The organism is Pseudomonas viridiflava, from assembly GCF_900184295.1.
GTDB lineage: Bacteria > Pseudomonadota > Gammaproteobacteria > Pseudomonadales > Pseudomonadaceae > Aquipseudomonas > Aquipseudomonas viridiflava.
On record NZ_LT855380.1, the window covers coordinates 1,552,689 to 1,571,455 of the forward strand.

16 protein-coding genes and 2 pseudogenes are annotated in these 18,767 nt (G+C 54.5%); 11 read left to right on the forward strand and 7 right to left on the reverse strand.

Annotated elements, in window-relative coordinates:
* The first annotated feature begins 362 nt into the window (after positions 1-362).
* From CFBP1590_RS07350 to CFBP1590_RS07370, 5 genes and pseudogenes are all read left to right on the forward strand, one after another.
* Positions 363-616 (forward strand): annotated as a pseudogene (locus CFBP1590_RS07350) (helix-turn-helix domain-containing protein).
* A 199-nt stretch (positions 617-815) separates the two neighbouring features.
* Entirely contained in the window at positions 816-1,535 is a 720-nt protein-coding gene (locus CFBP1590_RS07355) for a hypothetical protein (protein ID WP_088234752.1), read from the forward strand.
* Between the two features lie 70 nt (positions 1,536-1,605).
* The gene (locus tag CFBP1590_RS07360) at positions 1,606-2,499 is read left to right on the forward strand and encodes a hypothetical protein (protein ID WP_088234753.1); all 894 of its coding nucleotides are present in this window, start codon (positions 1,606-1,608) and stop codon (positions 2,497-2,499) included.
* Between the two features lie 457 nt (positions 2,500-2,956).
* Positions 2,957-3,391 (forward strand): hypothetical protein, encoded by a 435-nt coding sequence (locus tag CFBP1590_RS07365; RefSeq protein WP_088234754.1) that lies wholly within the window; start codon positions 2,957-2,959, stop codon positions 3,389-3,391.
* Positions 3,392-3,439: 48 nt separating this feature from the next.
* Positions 3,440-4,312 (forward strand): hypothetical protein, encoded by an 873-nt coding sequence (locus tag CFBP1590_RS07370; RefSeq protein ID WP_063625693.1) that lies wholly within the window; start codon positions 3,440-3,442, stop codon positions 4,310-4,312.
* Positions 4,313-4,316: 4 nt separating this feature from the next.
* Here CFBP1590_RS07370 and CFBP1590_RS07375 read toward each other — a convergent pair whose 3' ends face one another.
* Both CFBP1590_RS07375 and CFBP1590_RS07380 read right to left on the reverse strand, forming a co-directional pair.
* Positions 4,317-5,393 carry a diguanylate cyclase gene (locus tag CFBP1590_RS07375; protein ID WP_029242440.1) on the reverse strand — a complete coding sequence of 359 codons (1,077 nt, stop codon included), beginning with the start codon at positions 5,391-5,393 and terminating at the stop codon, positions 4,317-4,319.
* A gap of 253 nt (positions 5,394-5,646) precedes the next feature.
* Positions 5,647-6,861, reverse strand: coding sequence for an MFS transporter (locus CFBP1590_RS07380; protein ID WP_088234755.1), 1,215 nt, complete (start codon positions 6,859-6,861; stop codon positions 5,647-5,649).
* A gap of 109 nt (positions 6,862-6,970) precedes the next feature.
* On the opposite strand from CFBP1590_RS07380, the gene CFBP1590_RS07385 reads away from it, so the two are divergent.
* A complete protein-coding gene (locus CFBP1590_RS07385) occupies positions 6,971-7,879 on the forward strand; it encodes a LysR family transcriptional regulator (protein ID WP_029242442.1) in 909 nt (302 codons plus the stop codon).
* A gap of 12 nt (positions 7,880-7,891) precedes the next feature.
* On the opposite strand, the gene CFBP1590_RS07390 is transcribed toward CFBP1590_RS07385, so the two are convergent.
* A complete protein-coding gene (locus tag CFBP1590_RS07390; protein ID WP_025994739.1) occupies positions 7,892-8,482 on the reverse strand; it encodes a DcrB/PsbP domain-containing protein in 591 nt (196 codons plus the stop codon).
* A 449-nt stretch (positions 8,483-8,931) separates the two neighbouring features.
* Complete coding sequence (locus CFBP1590_RS28340) at positions 8,932-9,303, reverse strand: topoisomerase DNA-binding C4 zinc finger domain-containing protein (RefSeq protein ID WP_088234756.1); 372 nt, start codon at positions 9,301-9,303, stop codon at positions 8,932-8,934.
* A gap of 215 nt (positions 9,304-9,518) precedes the next feature.
* Here CFBP1590_RS28340 and CFBP1590_RS28690 point away from each other — a divergent pair.
* A pseudogene (locus tag CFBP1590_RS28690) lies at positions 9,519-9,800 on the forward strand (PAS domain-containing protein); the annotation flags it as partial.
* A 249-nt stretch (positions 9,801-10,049) separates the two neighbouring features.
* Positions 10,050-11,084, forward strand: coding sequence for a methyl-accepting chemotaxis protein (locus CFBP1590_RS07400; RefSeq protein ID WP_407072054.1), 1,035 nt, complete (start codon positions 10,050-10,052; stop codon positions 11,082-11,084).
* Between the two features lie 1,491 nt (positions 11,085-12,575).
* Here the strand turns inward: CFBP1590_RS07400 and CFBP1590_RS07415 are convergent.
* Both CFBP1590_RS07415 and CFBP1590_RS07420 read right to left on the reverse strand, forming a co-directional pair.
* Entirely contained in the window at positions 12,576-13,301 is a 726-nt protein-coding gene (locus tag CFBP1590_RS07415) for a DUF4225 domain-containing protein (RefSeq protein ID WP_088234759.1), read from the reverse strand.
* Entirely contained in the window at positions 13,298-13,783 is a 486-nt protein-coding gene (locus tag CFBP1590_RS07420) for an Hcp family type VI secretion system effector (protein WP_029242450.1), read from the reverse strand. The genes CFBP1590_RS07415 and CFBP1590_RS07420 overlap by 4 nt, the downstream gene beginning before the upstream one ends.
* Before the next feature lie 289 nt (positions 13,784-14,072).
* Between CFBP1590_RS07420 and CFBP1590_RS07425 the strand changes: the two genes are divergently transcribed.
* On the forward strand, positions 14,073-14,789 hold the full coding sequence (locus tag CFBP1590_RS07425) for a hypothetical protein (protein WP_088234760.1): 717 nt from the start codon (positions 14,073-14,075) through the stop codon (positions 14,787-14,789).
* Between the two features lie 110 nt (positions 14,790-14,899).
* Here the strand turns inward: CFBP1590_RS07425 and CFBP1590_RS07430 are convergent, their stop codons facing one another.
* Positions 14,900-15,475, reverse strand: a complete 576-nt coding sequence (locus CFBP1590_RS07430) for a BRO-N domain-containing protein (protein ID WP_088234761.1) — start codon at positions 15,473-15,475, stop codon at positions 14,900-14,902.
* Between the two features lie 427 nt (positions 15,476-15,902).
* Here CFBP1590_RS07430 and CFBP1590_RS07435 point away from each other — a divergent pair, with 427 nt between their 5' ends.
* Both CFBP1590_RS07435 and CFBP1590_RS07440 read left to right on the forward strand, forming a co-directional pair.
* Positions 15,903-17,453 carry an McrB family protein gene (locus CFBP1590_RS07435; RefSeq protein ID WP_088234762.1) on the forward strand — a complete coding sequence of 517 codons (1,551 nt, stop codon included), beginning with the start codon at positions 15,903-15,905 and terminating at the stop codon, positions 17,451-17,453.
* Positions 17,450-18,733, forward strand: coding sequence for an McrC family protein (locus tag CFBP1590_RS07440; RefSeq protein ID WP_088234763.1), 1,284 nt, complete (start codon positions 17,450-17,452; stop codon positions 18,731-18,733). Before CFBP1590_RS07435 ends, CFBP1590_RS07440 begins: the two co-directional genes overlap by 4 nt.
* Positions 18,734-18,767 lie beyond the last annotated feature (34 nt).

Genomic DNA, 18,767 nt, shown 5'->3' on the forward strand with positions numbered 1-18,767 from the left:
CCTCCCCCCGCTGGAACGGATGATTTCAGGCAATACAGGGTTTCAAGAATGTATTGTCTGACGTGGCTGACTCAGTTGTAAGAATTGATCGTGATTATTAATTTGCAAGTTTATCTGGCACCTGTTTTTAACCTGATATTAGGTTCGCAGGTGCGTGGTCAATAGTGCTTGTAGTATTTATTTGCTTAATTGTTAAAGCGTTTCCGAGTTTTCTGTAGGAACTTTCCTGGAATTTCCAATATAAAAAATAACGCTAAACAAAACGGCATCAAAGCCGATTTGCTCTTGAGGTCGTGGATGGCAGTTGTAGGAAACATCTTACACGTTCATCCGTGGGCATAGTGACAACAAGAGGGAATACCATGTGGGCGACTCTTCGAGAACAGGAAGTCCTGGAGCTTTTGCTTCAAGGATGTACCAACAAGGAAATTGCACAGCAGCTCTGCATCAGCGGCTATACCGTGCGTGACCACGTGTCTTCACTGCTTCGAAAGAATCAGGTTAGAACGCGTGCTGAACTCATGGCGCGCTGTATGTCTTTTCTGCTGACTCCCGGCAAACCCTGCAGCCCCCTACATCTGTCGGATTGTTTATCGAGATGACTTCGCCAGAATAGGCGTTATCGAGATAAGTGTTTTAACGCGTGTCTGTTCTTGCGGGGTAGCAGGAGCAGGCTTGTGGTCTTACTGCTGGCACTGTGGTCTTGGCTGCCGCGTCAGAGAATACGCCGGGGTCGAGTTTTATCAAGGGCCGATCAATACGCTGAACATCACTGCTTGGCGTCACTGCACAATAAACAATAAAAGGAGCAACACATGACTGTTTGTCTTGTTCGGCAGGATTCCCTTTGCGATCAGTCATTGCGGCCGGATACGCACCGTACTTATATCAACCCGATGACGGACTTCCAGCAACTGGCCGCGCGCCAGTCGCTCCTTTCACGAGCCGCCCTTGCCCAACAACAGGCCGCGCTGCTCGGGCCTGCGGGCCAGTTTGCCGGACTCTCCCGGCAGGTTCGGGAGCAGGCACGGCAAGCTCCGGTGTTCCAGGACCTGGGGCGCCTGCATGACAGAAAGCGCAAGTCGCTCGCCGAGCAGGCAGTGATGTTCGCGCTGGGCGAGTTCTGCCGTCGTCCACCGTCCGATAATCCGTTCTACCGCAAGCCTCGGGAATATCTGTGTTGTGTCGTGTTCGACGACACCGGGCTTTACACGCTGGTTGAACGCTACGCCGCAGCCGAAGCACTCAAGCAGGGTGACAGCGAGTACTTCGCCAAACTCATCGCCACCACGCGAAACACGGTCGAGCGACGCATTGTCTTTCACGGCCTGCTGGAGCATTTCGACCGCCTGCTGCCTATCGAGAAAAGCATTTACCCGCTGGACTACCGCAGTGCTCAACAAGCGCATCTGGATCATGAGGAATCGCTCTACGGCAAACTGGAACTGGAACAACCGATCAGCGTGATTTTAGAAACCCGTGAACCGCAGTGGCTGCTGGATCATTTGCCTGAACTTCAGCGCGCTGTCAGCTGATGTCGATCCAATATGTTGTGGGTTTTTTGATTTGTCTGCACGCACTGAAACGTGACCAAGGAAGCCGTCTATGAGAGTCGTCAATCAGAGTATCGAATCGCGAATCGGCGTCATGCAACTTGATAAACGGAACGCTCAAAACAGCCAGTCGGCAGGCGCAGTCATTTCAGCAGGCACTCACGAAAAACCGCCCGTCCAACGTCCAACCGTTTCTATCAGCGGCGAAGCGCTTTTACGGCAAAGATTATTTCATATAACCGACCCGAATCGTGCTTTGCCTGTATTTGTACAGATGGAACGTGGGGCATTGGGTTGTAGAGTCGATTTCCTAACGGATAACGACAGGCAATTGCTGGGGGACGTGTACGAGTGGGCGCAGCAACAGGGCGCTGATCTGAAGTATGTTGATGACTTGGGGTTTAGACTCGCGTCCTACCGCGAATCAGACAACGGCAGAATAATGATGCGCGAAAATACGGGGCACAGCTATGACGGCGAAGGGCATAAGCTCTATCTCCGCTTTACCGATAAGGATGCGGCCTCCGCTAAACGGATCCTGGAAAGTGATGCATTGAAAACGACGCGTCTGGATCACGGCTTCGTTCGCTTTATCACCGACAAGGATTACGGCGCTATGTCCCACAACGATTTTGATTTCATGGAACAGGTCATCAGTCGATTTTCCAATGGAAAAGATGAGCCGCAGCCCTTGACGCCCAGGTTTGCCAAGTACGAGCGCCTTAAAGACAACTATGTCAAAACGCTTTCCAAAGAAAAATACGGCGATGATAAAGACAACGTCCAAAATGATCAGGGCACTCAGTCGGCCGCGAAGAAAACCAACAAACCCAAGCCAGTCACCGTCGAATCCCTGCGTGACGACATGCGGGCGGCATTGTTCAAAGCGATGAACGTCACAAGCTTCAAGTCGCTGTTCGCGCTTTTGTTTGGGGGCAAGCGCTGACTCACTACGTTCGAACGTTCGCATCCTTACATCGGGTATGAGTTTTTCATCAGCAAAAATGGCTCGATTACCGCTTGGACTCCGGCGTGATAGCGCTCCACTTAAACTGCGCCGCGAATCATTTGGATTAGGCATGGCTAATTTTACATTCCGATAATAAGAGTCTGTGGTAATTATTTATATCGGTTTTCAGGTGCCGAAAATTATTCAATATTTTCTATTTTTAGGCGACGGTGTTTGCTGCTTTTTTGGGTCGTAATACTTTGCATCTTGAGTCATGGGTGCAGAGCTTGTGGGCCGATAAATTGAGATTGCAGTAATTATTTATGGGTTTTCATGAGGATTCCCCAGTTACTTTTGTTTGGGGTTTTGGTTCAAGGCCCCTGATGACTGAAATGGAAAAGATTGTGCGATAGCTTGAGTTCGTACAGTCATAATCTTAATTAAGGAAGGTCCCATGAAGGCTGTATTGTCTTTGACTTTGTTGTTGGTTTCTATGGATGGTATTGCTGCAGATTTTTCGGTGACTAGCACTAAAGCACCTAGAATTATAATCGCGCCGTATACGCCTGCTATTTCTATGCATAGATTACGTTTCTCGGATTATCCTTTAAAAGCCGTTATGAGGTCACGGTTGAAGGGGGTGTCATGGAATGTCACGTCTTTCCCTGATGCTATAAATCACACTGCTGAAATCTGTTATCAGACAACCGGAGTTAATGACATTGAATGTGACAAAATAACCCCTGGCGTCAATGGCTACACTGAGCGTTTTAATAATCTAGGGTTTGAATACAATACAAGTATAAAAATTCGTCATAGCGTGGAAGGAGGTGCAACGGTTATCAGGCCACTGGGACGAGACACGGTTACTTTTCACCTGACCTACTGAGTAATGACCCCTGATGAATTAGTGTCAGGGGTTTTTCAAGGAAAAGTTATGCAACTGAAACGCATAGAGAATTCGTTAATCCAGCTGGGTACGGTTAAAGCCTTTCAAGCTTCAATGTCCAAGGATTATTCAGCTATTTCTGTTAAGTCGCCGGACAATAGCTCAGATGTCTCCATCAGTGGAGAAGCAATTCTGCGCCAACGGCTGTTTCATGTAACCGATCCAAATCGTGATTTACCTGTGCTGGGAAAGGCGGAGTGTGGAAGATCCTACCCGGATATTTCTTTTTTGACGCTGAACGACAGGGCGCTTCTGGGAGATGCGTATGCCTGGGCATCAAGCGAGGGTGCTGACCTTGCATACGTCGACGAACTGGGTTTCAAGTTGGCTCATTACCGAGAGAAGGACAACGGTCGTATCAGTGGTCGGGATAATCAAGGCATGAGGTACGACGGCGAAGGCCATAAGGTTTATTTCAGTTTTACCGAAAAGGATACGGCAACAGCCAAACGCATTGTAGAGAGTGAGGCTTTGCGAACGACAAGGCTCGATCAAGGATTTATTCGCTACATCACAGATAAGGATTACAGCTCCATGTATCACAACGATTTTGAATTCATGGAGCAGGTCATCAATCGCTTTTCCAGCAAGAACGACGAGCCTCAGGCGCTGATGCCCAGATTTGCAAAGCGTGAGTACTTGAAAAACAATTTTGTGGTGACTCGTTCAAAAGAGAAGTATGCCGTCGGTCACAACAGCGGTCGGGAGAATGAGCCCGGATTTACTGCAACGAAAACCACCAAACCCAAGCCTGTCACCGTCGAATCCCTGCGTGACGACATGCGGGCGGCATTGTTCAAAGCGATGAACGTCACAAGCTTCAAGTCGCTGTTTGCGCTTTTGTTCGGAGACAAGCGCTGACTCGTTACGTCTGAACGCTCATGTCCTGACAGTCGGCGCGAATGTCATCCGCAATGACCACACGATTGCGGCCTGTGCTCTTGGCGAGGTAGAGGGCTTTATCGGCTTCGTGAAGCCAGGCCGATGTGTCATTCAGGCCGTGGTTATAAGCCGCAACGCCGATGCTGAGGCTGACCTTCAAATCTTCGTGCAGGGAGTAGGTGAGTTCATCGATGGCCAGCCGCAGCTTTTCAAGCACTTTGCGGGCTTGCGCCGTGTTGGCACCCGGCAGGATCACGCAGAACTCATCGCCGCCGCAGCGTCCCGTCACGTCGTTCTTGCGCAGGTTGTCCACCATCGCCTGGCTGATGCTCTGCAGCACGGTGTCGCCCACCAGATGGCCGTAGGTGTCGTTGATCGTCTTGAAGAAATCGATATCGAACAGTGCGACCACGCAGTCCTGACTCAGGCTTCGGCTTTTTGCGAACTCGAGATCAAGCAGTTCCTTCCAGGCGCCATGGTTGAGCAGGCCGGTCAGGCTGTCGGTGCGGCTGAGCCTGTGCAGAATGTTCCTGTGTTCACGCAGCTTGAGCGTGACCTGATGGCTCATCCAGCCGATGAAGATCGGGTAGATCACCAGTACCGGAAGGCAGGCGTACATCTGCATCGGGGTGCTTTCGAGATTGATCACCGGATCCAGCACCAGCAGTGAAACCATGATGCCTGCCGCTTGGGCGACGAAGCCCCTTAACATGAGGCGTGGGCCGGCCGCTGCGATGTTGTGCATGGCCATCATCGCGACCACAGTGATCGCGGGCAGCACACTGAACCCCATTGCACCGATCCAGAAGCCGCCGCAGAACGAGTCGGTCAGCAGGTTGCGCCATTCCGCCTGGTAGGGCTGCCTGGATGTTCTGGCCAGGTAGTAGGCAACGTGGGGCCATATCAGCGCGTTGAAAAATGCCAACGCCCAAAGCCATGGCGCGGCATTCAGGTGAAACAGGGAGGCTGCGACGGTGAGAAAGCCCACGCTGACGCCGACCGTTCGTGGCGCATAGATTCGCTTGGCGAATGCCAGTCCTTTGCCTTGAAATCGGTTCATAACGCTTACCGGAATCTGATTGAACCGGTCAGAAACCTTCATCCTTGACCGAAAGGGTAGAGTTTGGCGTGTCACAAATGCCATGGGAAGAGCATTTTGCCATTATTCATGCACATCAACTCATGCTGCTGCCATTAGCGGTCGCATCGAAGACGATTTGGATGGAGAGGCGCAGCGCAGGTCTTCAAAAGAATGGCCAAGCCAGTGGGGCCGCTTGCCGACGTGCTCGACAAGCGGCCCCAAGGCACATGGGTTACGCTGGAACAGCTGACCCGGACGTTCTGGCTTTGCGCGTCATTGTCAGCCAGGCAAGCGCGATGGCCAGCACGGCGACAACGGCAGCGACATAGCCGACGGCTTCAAGGCCCAGGTATTCGATGGTGACGCCACCGATGATCGACCCCAGCCCGATGCCTGCATTGGCGGCCGACACGTTCAATGTGCCAGCGAGCGCCTGAGCCTGCGGTGCGGCTTTCATGACCCGGATCTGGCAGATGGGGAACAGCGCGGTGTGCGCAATGCCCCATACCGCCAACACCACGGCCAGCAATGGCAGTGATCCTGCGGCCGGCACACTTGCCGTCATGCCCAGCGCCAGCAACAGCGCAAAAGCGATGGTCGCACCCAGCGGGCTGCGATCCACGAAGCGGCCGCCCAGTGCGTTGCCGATCAGGCCGACTGCACCAAAGCCCATCAGCCACCAGCCCACCTGCGCCGACTCGATCCCTGCGATCCGCTCCAGCGTGTCAGCCAGGTAGGTGTAAGCGCCGAACATCGCGGTGAACAACAGAATCGACAGCAGCAGGTTGGCAATGAAATGCGGGTCGCGCAGGATTCTGGCCTGTTGAGCCAGCCCGACTTTCTCGGTGGGTGCCATTTTTGGCATCGAGAAGGCGAGCAGCACGGCCATCAAGACAGACAGTGCCGTCAGTGCCCAGAACGCGCCACGCCAGCCCACTGCGTCGGCAAACACCGTGCCCAGCGGAATGCCGAACAGCATGGCCGCCGAGATGCCCAGATACACCTGAGCAACGGCCTTGCCCGCCTGTTTGGGGCCTGCCATCAGCCCAGCGGTCTCACTGGCCGTACCCCAGAAAACCGGTAACGCCAACGCCGGAATGAAGCGCGCCAGCGCCAGCACCCAGATGTTGCTCGACACTGCCGCCAGTGCATTGGAGGCGGCGAAGATCAGCAGGATCACGATGAACGTCCGCTTGCGATCCAGGTGCGAGAGCATCGCCGTCAGCGGTGGGCCGAACAGCATAACCGTGAAGGCGAACAGGGTGACCAACAGCCCGGCGTTGGAGATCGAAATGCCCAGATCCCGAGCCAGTGCGGGCAGCAGACCGATGATGAGAAATTCAGTGGTGACGATCACAAATCCGGCCAAGGCCAGAATGGCGATGGACAGACCGGCCCCGGTCGAGCGTTCGCTCGCGGCGGCGGATGTGGTTTCTTGAGACGACATGACACAAACCCGATAGAAAATAGCGTGCCAGCATATTTCAGAAACCATTTCCTATCTGTGGCGAATTTTCCGTACATTGCCGAATTAAATTCACTAATGGTCAGCATCCATGCTTTCTACGGATCGTCTCAAAGGCATTGAAACGTTTGTCGCGGTCGCCAACGCAGGCAGCTTCACGGCCGCCGCCGAGCGCCTGAGCCTGACCAACTCGGCCGTCAGTAAGAGTGTGGCGCGTCTGGAAAGCCGCCTGGGCATGCGTCTGTTCGAGCGTACGACCCGAAGCCTGGCGCTGACCGAGGAGGGCGCGACCTACCATGCTGTCTGCACGCGCATGCTGGCCGAACTGGAAGAAGCGGAAACTGCCCTGGCCGCGCAGTGCTCTGAACCGGCCGGTCAGTTGCGTATCGACCTGCCCGCCACCTTTGGCCGACTGCACGTACTGCCGCAGATTCTGGCGTTTGCCGAAAGTCATCCCAAACTGCGCCCGCATGTCACGTTCACCGACCGCTTCGTCGACATTCTGGAGGAGGGCATCGACCTTGCGGTGCGTATCGGTGGTCCGGCGATCTGGCCAGCAGGTCTCGCGCATCGCTGCCTGGGGACCGAACGGGTGATTTTCTGCGCCGCGCCGGCTTATCTGCAACGCCACGGCATGCCGCGTACTTTCGAGGATCTGGTCGACCATGCGTGCATCCTGTTTGGTCGAGGCGATGGCACTGTCAGTCCTTGGCTGTTCGTTGATGCGCAGGGTGAGCCTGAAACACGGGCGGTGGAAGCCCGTATCGTGGTAGGCAACGGGGAAGCTCAGGTCGCTGCCGTGACGTCGGCCTGCGGCATCGCGCAACTGGCGACCTGGCTGATCAAGGACCAGTTGCAGCGCGGCGAACTGGTGGAAATCCTTCCTCATCTGGCCACTGACGGCTTGGCCCTGCACCTGGCCTGGCCGCGCAGCCGTGAATCGCTGCCCAAGGTGCAGGGTCTGGTGGCGTTGCTGTCAGGCGCCTTGCGGGTGGACTGACGGGGCTACGGGTTATTGGCCGATGACGGCTTTCACCAGTGCGGCGTGCTGCTTGGGGTCTTTGGCGTTGGAGACCACATTCAGAACCGCTGCACGTTTGCCCGAGGCCGCCATGATCGTTGTGCTCAACACCTTGGTGTCGCTCATGGTGGCCGAGGTGTCCACCTGACGAATGCCGAGACCGTTCTTCTTGACGATCTTCTTCTCGCCCAGTTTCTTGAAGTCTTTGTAGCCCGCGCCCTGCTGAGCCATGGTGCCAGCGACCAGACCGTCGAGCACTACGCTGTCGTTGTCACCGACCTCAACGCCAGACGGCAGCGGTGTCTCTGTCGCGATGACCACACGCTTCTCAGCCGCGTTGGTGTACAGCGAGCCTGTCACGCCTTGAGCCTTGGCTTTTTCGTCGATCTCGGGCATGTCGCCCTGCACGAAACCTGCTGGCAGCGTGAACGCCAGCTTGCCGCCGAGCAGCGAAGCCTTCTGGGTCGTCGCCGCTGCTGGCGCAGCAGCCTGAGTCTTGGACGCCGCCTGAGCGTTGACCATCCCCAGCGTGCCGACCAACGCCATGCACACCACAATTGCCTTAAAACTGAACGACGGCATAGGAACTCCCTGATTGCCTGATATTGGATGGACAGCATTGTGCCTGAGGGATACGAGCAGGCCGACAGGAAAAAGTGCCCTGAGGTGGGAATAGCTGTTGCTGAAACTGGGAGGGCCCAAGTGAGTTCAAGACCGGACGCGGAGCGGCCTGAGAGGCGTTACCACGCAGAGTGTGGGAACGAGCGGTACAAAAGTCGCGATGAGTATCTGGGGCGAGCACAATTTCGGCCGTGGGAGCGGACTCGTCCGCGAAAGCTGGTACATCCGATGAAGATGTCGCGTCTGAAACGCAGTATTCGCGGACAAGTCCGCTCCCACTTTCAGATACCGCATTCCTTCAGGTCGATTTGTGCATAACGATAAGTGTTCTGCGTAGGCATGCAGCCCCGTGAAGCTCTGCGTCATATCAAGACCGCGATGCGGATTCAGGATCGTAGGCGCGCGAATCCTCATTCCTTCCGAAAAATCGGCCGAATCCCGCGGCATTTCGGGTACGCCACGCATCCCCAGAACTCTCCCGCGTTCTTTCCGGTGCGCGCCACTTTGATGACCATGGGCTTTTTGCAGTGTGGGCAGTTGGGCGTGGCGGGTTTTGTTTCGGGTTTTGGCGTTGTCGGTTTGGACTTCCGCTTGCGAGGCCTTGCCTTCGTGTCGACAGCCTGTTCGCTGACGTCGAGTGGCGCAGCCTCCACAACAGGCTCGTCCCGTTTTTCATTGCCAGCGTCCGGCTTACGACGACTGACAATCGTCGCTACGGCCTTGCCCAGCCTGCGTATCGCGCCAATGAAAGCCTGCAGGGGAGGTTGAGTCTTGCGCGCCATGGGAGCCTTCAGTACACGAGTAATCGATTCAAAGGCGGCATGGTGCAGAGAACGAGGCCACCAAGTAAAGCGCGCCAAACCGCCCATCGACTCAAGACCTCGCCCTGCCGGACGATATAGGGACGCTGCACGATCGGTTGTGACTTGGTGGGTGTGTGCTACACCTTCAAGGCGTGCCCCAGGATATTTCGCATTTACCAGGGAGTGGATGTTCAATGCGTGTCAACTTGCCCGTTACCCAGACAGAACGGACCTTTCCAGCGTCTGAGCGTCTCATTTCCACTACAGACCTCAACAGTCACATCACCTACTGCAACGATGCGTTCGTGTCGCTCAGTGGTTTCACGCGTGAAGAACTGATCGGGCAGCCGCACAACCTTGTGCGCCACCCCGACATGCCTGCGTCGGTATTTGCCCACATGTGGGAAACCATCAAACAGGGCAAACCCTGGATGGGCGTGGTCAAGAACCGCTCCAAGCAGGGCGACTATTACTGGGTCAGCGCCTACGTCACTGCGGTGTACGAAAACGGCCGCATCGTGGGTTACGAATCTGTCCGCTCCCTGCCGACCCGCGACCAGGTGCGCCGCGCAGAAGCACTGTATGCGCGCCTGCGGGCTGGCAAGTCGGCAGTCTCCAAAGTCAGCGCCGCTGCTTATCACCTCGTCCGCCAACTGCCGATGATCCTCTGTGCGCTGGCGTTGATGGCTGGCGTGTACCTGCTGGACGATCAGGCCTCGTTCGTCATGATTCTCGTCGTGCTGCTCGCACTGGGCAGCTTTCTCGAAATCCGCCATCGCAACAGCCTGCGCAAAACGCTGGAAGAGCACCCCAAGGCATTCACCAGTGCGCTGGTTGCGCTGACCTACAGCGACAACCGAGGCCCGCAAGGCCAGCTCGATCTGGCAATGCTCAGCGCAGAGGCTCGATTGCAGGCCGCCTTGACTCGCCTTGTCGACACCGGCGAGAGCGTCAAGCAGCACGCCGGGCAATCGGCGCAGTTGTCGGTTCGGCAGGCTGAATCGCTCGACCAGCAACGCAGCGAAGCAGACCAGTCCGCCACGGCCATCAACCAGATGGCAGCGACCATTCAGGAAGTCACGCACAACGTACAGAACACCGCCCACGCCGCCGAAGAAGCCGACAAACTCGCCCAGCAGGGGCGTGGACTGGCGGACGAAAGCCTGCTGGCGATCCGTCACATGGCCAACTCTGTGACCGAGATCGGTCAGGCTGTCGGTGACCTTGCCGATGCGACACAGTCCATCGGCAGTGTGGTGGACGTCATCACTTCCATCGCCCAGCAGACCAACCTGCTGGCGCTCAACGCCGCCATCGAGGCAGCGCGTGCAGGCGAGCAGGGCCGTGGCTTTGCCGTGGTCGCCGACGAAGTTCGTTCGCTGGCCTCACGCACCCAGTCCTCGACCGAACAGATCCAGCAGATCATCACCACCCTGCGCGACGGCGCCTCCCGCGCCGTGCAGACCGCCAGCAAGGGCGAGCAGATCTCACAGGAAAGCGTCGCCAGCGTCGAAGCCGTGCAAAAAGCGCTCGACGGCATCAGCCAGTCTGTCACCCGCATCACCGGCATGAGTCAACAAATGGCATCCGCCTCCGAAGAACAAAGCCACGTAGCAGAAAACATCAGCCAGCAAATCACCCGCATCGCCCAACTCTGCGATCAGAGCGCAGGCCAGGCTCAACAGGGTTCGCAGATCAGCAGCGAGCTTGAAGGCATGGCAGAGTACCTGCACAGTCTGGCGGAGCGGTTTAGTCGGTAGCTTGATGGCAAGGACGTGTCTCACCACCTTTCAGGTGGTGATCGCTATTTGTAAACGCGAATTCGGGGGTCGACTTTTCGTTTCAGGAACCACCGGAAGGGTACGTGGGGTACCGGTATACAGAACAGGTGAGCGCTGATAATGACTACCGTCAGCCAGCCGGGAACGTAAATTTTCAGCTGACCGTAAAAATACACTGATTGCGTTGCCTGAATATAGGTGTGTATGAAGATAGGTATGATCTTGTAGTAAATAGACAGGGCGAACTTTAAGTCGGAATAGTTAGTGTCCGAAAAAGCACGCTGAATCCAGAGCGTGATCATGAAAAGCGTCGTTGAAAATATGATGAAGGCCGTATACTCGATGAGTTGCGTCATTCAGGAAGCTCCGGTGTGGGCGATTTCATTTTGAAAGTCTAATGGTTTCGATTTTTTCTTGAGTACCAAGGTTTGATATCCCACGTGACAGTGTGGGCGCAGGTATGAGCCAAAATCATTACTAGTGAAAACCATCCAAGAATCGAACTGTCTTGATGACCGTAAAAAAAGATGTCGTTTTTTTCTATAAAGCGCATGTGTACGTAGCCAAAAAATATGTTGTATAGGTTGGAGGTCCAGAACTTGGTTGTCGTAAATTTTTGCCCTGACCACGCGTAACGCATCCATAGTGCAGGCAGATAAAATACTATGCTGGAAGCCAAAAATATAACGTATATGGCTGTTTCATTCATCGATGGATATCCGGTTAAAAGAGAGTGTGTTGTGAGTTTTCGTTAAGCCTGTCAGGTGCTTGTTTTTATCCGTGGCTTAGGCAATAGAAGTGCGAACGCCAGCGGAATGAATAGCGCGAGCCATCTCAGCGCTATACTTCTCAGGGGGATATCGAAAGGCAACGTTCCATATTTCGCGTATTTCAAATACAGATGGCCGCAGAATACGTTGTAGGCCAATGTAAGCAACAATTTGGGTGTCGAGAAGTTTTTAGCTGAGAAAGCATATCTTGCCCAAACTGAAGGGGTGAGCAGCAATAGTGTTACGGCTATAAATGCAATATGACTCGATAAAGCGTTCAAAAGCATACCTCACATGAACCAAAGCTGCCCCAGTTGTGATCAGGTCGTGGTGTTAAAACTAGTCTGATCGCGCCATACAGCGACATCCCGAGATCATACGTGCCCAAGGCGATTGCTAATATTTTGCCTTTCTTGAACGCCAAGATTTGATGTCCCACGTGACAGTATGAGCGCACGCATGTGCAATAATCATGATCAAAGAAAATATGCCCAGTATTGAGCTGTCTTGCTCTCCGTAGAAGGGTATGCTGTTCTTGTTTATGAAGCGCATGTGCTGATAGACAAAGAATATATTGTATGTGATGTTGGTCCAGTACTTGGTTAGTGTAAATCGAGGGCCTGACCACGCGTAACGCGTCCACAGGGCCGGGAGGTAGAAAACGATACTTGATACAATAAATATTAAAAAAATGGGCGCTTCAATCATCATGGTGTTTGTCCCATTCTTTATATAAGCTTTCGAGTGTTAGTGTGTCGCCACCTCGCTCGGCGGTGAAAACCTTTCCAGAAATGTCCTGATACCCTCTAATCTTATCTGCTCTGACATATTCGAATAATTTCCAAGCTTCCGGCTTCACGACCAGCCTCCCCATGCCATATAAAGATAATCCCAAGTCTACCGTCCCATAAGCCATGTTGCCGTGAAACTCCGTCCCTCCCGCCAGTTTCGAAAGCGCGTGATACGCCTTTCGTGTCGGCCCCTGTGTATCCGAGCGGTCTTCGATAAGATTGCGTCCGTTCTCATAGATGTTGTTAGCCCCATGCGCCATCAGAGGGACTCCAAACACTAGGCAGAGCGTCCCTGCGGAGCCGTAGCACACAGCTACACCGTTAGTGACCTGCAGAGTCCCTGCGAGGATGCCGACGCTTTTTTTACCGATCTCAAGTGACTGGTCTACGAAGCTACGCTGCGCCGCCTCAATCGCCTCCAGCCCCTCATCAACACTCTTCCTGCCGGCCTCCACATCCCGAACGATCCCTTGCGCGTAATAGGCCACGTCCCGATTGAACTGCAGCCTGAGCGTCCCGTCGCGGATGTGCCGGGCAGACACCGTACAGGCCTGTCCTGCGAGACGGCCTGCCGCCTCGCTGACCCGCCACAGGTCGTGGTGCCCGGACGACCGTTGCCTCTCCGGCAGGCTCATTCCTCTGCGATCCACGAGGCGTAGCCGTTGGTGTTTCCCTGGTGATGGGTCCAGATGATGTCGCGGTAGCGGATGGCGACGTGCTCCTGGGGTTCTGCGTCGTTCTGCAGAATGGCGTGGGGCATGTCGAGTGTCAGGTCGGCGATGATGCCTTCCCGGATTTCAACGGTGTAGAACTTCTCCTGAACGCCTGTGGACGAGGTGCGATAGAAGTCGATTGTGCAATCAACCGGCTCCCGATTGGCGAGCGCCTGACCGAGCATTGGGGAGGATTTATCGACGTGTTTGGTGATGACAACCGGTCGGTGAGTGGCGTGCTTGATGTTGTCGATGTTGCTCATGTTATGGGTCAGCGACAGCACCATGATCTCGTCCAGGTGACCCGCCTGACATTTCGCACCCATCGACTCGGGGCTAGAGCATCCTGCAGAAATGAGGCCTTGATCCTTGCCTTTGATGGTCATGTAGCCGTGGTTCGCCATGCTGCGATCGTCCTGAAAAAGAGAACGGGCAGTGTATTTTCGGGATCCCGGAATGAATGTAGGACGCGTCTGAAAATACCTTTGGCGAACAATGCCACCGCCGTGATCCAAACAGACCTGAAATGCTTTGGTCAGGACGCTTCTTCAGCGCTGTAAGAAGCACCCCATAACCTAATCAGACTTGCCTGACATCATCATAAGGCTCCAGTCATTAGCGCCCGGATTGCTTTGCGCTTTGATGAACGCCCGAACGCCAACCCACTGCGTTCACAGTCGTTCAAGGAAAGCCATGAGCAACGAAATCGAACAGTACCTGCACATCAAAGCCCAGATCGAACAAGCCGACAGGCATGTCGTTGATACGCTACGACAGGAGCACAGCACCAGCAGGCGACTGCAGATGAGCACCAAACGCTTCTGGTTCTGCGTGACTGCTCCGCTGTTCCTCGCCGTACTGGTTGCACTCGCAGGCCTGATCGAACCCATGCGCTGGATCTACTACACCAGTTGGGGACTGATCGCGGTTTCGTATGGGACGCTCTTTGTCTACCCGGTCCTGTGCATCGGGCGTTACCGAGATTCGGTGAGAAATGTACTGGCTGCACCCTTCGCGGGTCTGGCAGGCATCAACATCAGAACCCGCCTGCTCATCGACGAACAATTCCTACCGCTCCTGACATCGCTTTCCAGTCACACACTGGCACTTGGCGTGCTTGAACTGAAAAACGAGCGCAGCGGCTTTGAGAGACGCCTGCGTCTGGTCACCGGCGTACTGCAGAGCATCGGCATAGCCCCGGGCTTGCTTGCCCTGTCGGCCGGGCTGATCAGCTTGTACAAAACCCTGTTCGGCATGGGCTCGTTCGCACTCTACCTGGACTGGGTGTTCGCCCTGGCGGCAGTCAATCTCTTCCTGTACCTGCTGTGTGGCTACGCCCAGAACGTACTGACCCGCGACGACCGCATGATCGCCCTGACGGAACTGGCGATGGAGCGCAAGAAGGGTTAGCTCGATGCGGGCTGCAAACGCGCAACATCGACTTCCCCACAGCGCGGCTCAGCGCAACGGCTGAACATCCAAACCAGTGGCCGCCAATCTGGACGGCCACCTCATCACACTCACCCCAGCCGAAACACCGGCAATGCCGAACGCCACCACCGCTTGCTCACGTGTCGCGGCGTCGGCTCAATCTGCATCTGCGGATGAGCCAGCATCAACGGCATGTCCCGCAGCCTGATCCACGGCTCGCTCTGCCAGTGCAACACACTCACCGACAACCCCGGCCATTGCAGCATGCTCAGGTGCGGCGCGTGATCATCAGACGGCACCTCGGCGTCCCGCAGCATCGGCACCACCTCGTGGGTCAACCACTGCCGCAATCCGCGATTCTCCGCGTGATAGTGATGCACCAACATCGCGTAAGCCCCCGACTCACTCACCATCAACTCCGGCTCAGGGCCGCTGTGCTGCTCAAGCGTCATCATCCGGTACTGGTCCGTATCGAGCTTGCGCATCGTACGCTCGTTCAACGGCCAGCCGATGAGACGACCGAGATTGCGGGCGCTGAACCAGGGTTGGTGTTCGTAGAGCAGGGCTTGGAGAGGGCGGTTGTGGCGGTGGAAGAGGGTGGGTACGTAGGCGGATGTTTCCGCTTGAAGTTGATGAGCCTGTGCTTTGAATCTGTCGCTGAACATGCTGAACCTCTACAAAGGACTTGGAATGGCGCTAAGACCAACGTAGAGCGGGCGTAAGAAATCCCAACGGAGCGGCTCGGCATTTCTGAGTTCGCGTTCGAATAGAACGAAAAATTCAGAGCTAATGCTGAAGTCACTGTGTCTACGTTGGGTGTTTCTTAGGCACCGGCGATTAAGATAAACGCGTACGTAACGCCCTGCTATCGGATAGAGGACGGCGCTAATGTCAGACTTTTCCGTTCGTTTGAGTAGCGTTCAGACGACTCAATCTGATCGTTCCAACGCTCCAGCGTGGGAATGCAGCCCGTGACGCTCCGCGTCACATTCTCGCGCCCTCGCACAATCTCCAGAACGACCAACCCTTTGCTTTACCCATGCTGGCAATCTAGATACTGTTGACGGAATTTTCCTACAAGGACGTTCCGCAATGCCTTCGCTTAATCAGATTTTCTTCGGTCCGCCCGGTACGGGGAAAACCTACGCCACAGTCGAAGCGACGTTGCAGATCCTTGATCAGCCTTTTCTCGCCAGAAATCCGGACGATCGAACGGCTTGGAAAAAGCGTTTTGATGAGCTTCTGGCCGCGGGCGATGTGCGCTTTGTCACCTTTCACCAAAGCTTTAGCTATGAGGATTTCGTCGAAGGGCTGCGTGCGACTACCGATGAGCAGGGGCAGTTGCGCTATGACGTTGTGCCGGGGGTTTTTAAAAGCCTTTGCGAAGCAGCGGCGGGTGAGTCGGACGGTAAGTACCGGAGCTTCAAAGTAGGTGATCGGTATGGCACAGGCTACAAGGTGACCCGAGCCACCCGTGATGTCGTTGAGATTGAGAAACCCCAAGGTAAGCATCTGCCGATCGGTATGAGCCTGCTCAATACGCTCGCATCCTACGTAGACGCAGGAACGTTCACCATCGAAGAACTGGGAAACGGTCGGTGGGACAAGAAGGTGCCCGGCTCAATCCTCGACCCGTTTCTAGTGAACGGCTACAAGAATTTTTTACCCTCGATGGTCGAGCACATGCTCGGTAAAAACGTAGACGGTCTGTTTGAGTCTGGCCATGCTCAGCAATGCACTGCCAAAGTTCTGATCATCGACGAGATCAACCGCGGCAACGTCTCACGCATCTTTGGCGAGCTCATCACGTTGATCGAGCCATCCAAGCGAGCGGGGGCAGATGAAGCGCTAGAGGTGACACTGCCTTACTCCAAGGAGCGCTTCCGCATTCCAGATAACGTCTACTTGATCGGTACTATGAACACCGCTGATCGGTCACTGGCAGCGATGGATATTGCTCTTAGACGTCGTTTTACCTTTGTCGAAGTGCCGCCGAGTCCTGAATTGCTTGAAGGCGTACAGGTTGAAGGCATCGCGATAGACGATTTGCTCCGCGTGCTGAACCTGCGTATTGAGGCGTTGCTTGATCGGGACCACCGACTAGGCCATGCGTATTTTTTACCGCTTAAATCTGCCCCGAATTTAGATTTGCTAGAAAGCATTTTCCGAGGGCAAATCCTGCCGCTGCTTCAAGAATATTTCTTTGAGGACTGGCAACGTATCCAATGGGTACTGAATGATCAGCGTAAATCTGCAGAGAATCAGTTTCTCATTCAGCCAGAGCAGGACCTTATTGGTTTATTCGGTGATTCTGTGCCTACCTCTCATAACGGTGCTTGGAGTCTGAATCCTGACGCCTTTGAGCGAGTAGAAGCGTACCTTGGCATTATTGACCATCTCGCTCACGCTAAGCCCACGGAGGCTTTTAAAGAAGTTGAAGAGGATGGCATCAAGATTCGACGATTGGTATCGGGAACCATTGAGGTTTTTCGGGATGGGGTACGGGTAAAGACCGCTATGCCCGTGCTGAAGGAGCTGGCTAAGAAATACGGTATTGCACTCGAGTTCGAAACCGGACGAGCCCTTAACACGCGTCATCTCGGAGCCAGGGTTATCAAAGCCCTGAACGAGGCCCAAAGGTGAAAAGCATAACGGTTCGTGAATATGCCCGGCTTACCACAAGCCATATTCACAGCCCGACCCTCGACATCGCTCAGGTGTCGCCCTCGGCCTTCGATTGGCTCTGCGAACTCAACGCGCGTTTTAGCAAGGCCGGCGCTGCGTTGGTACAGATTGAGGACCGTCGTTGGCTGAAACTCGATAACTACGTCGGCGTCTTAGAAACACCCTGCGGCATGCGTATCGAAATTCTGCCTAAGCACTTTGAGGATGGCGACTGCATCCAGCAAAGCCGTGCCTTGCTGAAGCGCATGATTCAGAAGTCTTTAGATTTACCGACTCGCAAAGTCGGAGCGGCGGCACTTCAACGCTTTGATGCTCCGCTGACCGAGTGGGTAATGAGCAGCTTTCTCGATGCGCTCGACCACCTCATCAAGCGCGGTATGCGCTTTGATTATCAGCAAGTTGAAGAAGAGCAGCGCTACCTACGCGGACAATTGAATACGGCCCGCCAAATGCGTCAGCCTTCCGGTAGGCGGCATCATTTTCAGATACGTCATGACGTGTTCCTTCCGGACAGACCAGAAAATCGCCTGCTCAAAACAGCATTGGAGATTGTCTGCAAGACCGCACGAGATCCAGGGAACTGGCGTCTCTCTCATGAACTGCGTTCGATGCTATTGGAAGTTCCTAGCAGCAAGGACACGGCGCAGGACTTCAAGCAATGGCGTCGTGATCGGCTGATGGCTCACTACCAGCCTGTGAAGCCTTGGTGTGAGCTAATCATTCAGCAGCAAACGCCTTTGGCGGTATCTGGGGAGTGGCGGGGGATGAGCTTGCTGTTTCCGATGGAGAAGTTGTTTGAGCGGTATGTGGCTGCGTGTTTGAAGAGTTCGTTGCCTGTTGGCGCGACGCTGCATACGCAATTCAGTAATAAGTTTCTTTGTACGCATCAAGGCAGAAATGTATTTCAATTAAAACCGGACTTGATGATTGCTCAGGGTGCAAAGAGATGGGTATTAGATACCAAATGGAAGCGCATAAATGGCAAAATAGATGAAAAAAACTATAGGTTGGATCATGCGGATTTCTACCAGATGTTTGCGTACGGGCATAAGTATTTATTAGGAAAGGGTGATTTGGTATTGATTTATCCGAAAGTTGATTGCTCTCAAATAGAAACATCTTGCTTCAAGTTTTCAGATGAGTTGGAGTTAACAGTGGCTTTGTTCGATCTTACCTTAGAAAGGTTGATTTGCAGAGTTGTGAGCGCTAGTAATGGTGAAAATATGGACCGTTGGTGATTGGCGTGTTATAGGCGGAGCGCATCACGCTCCG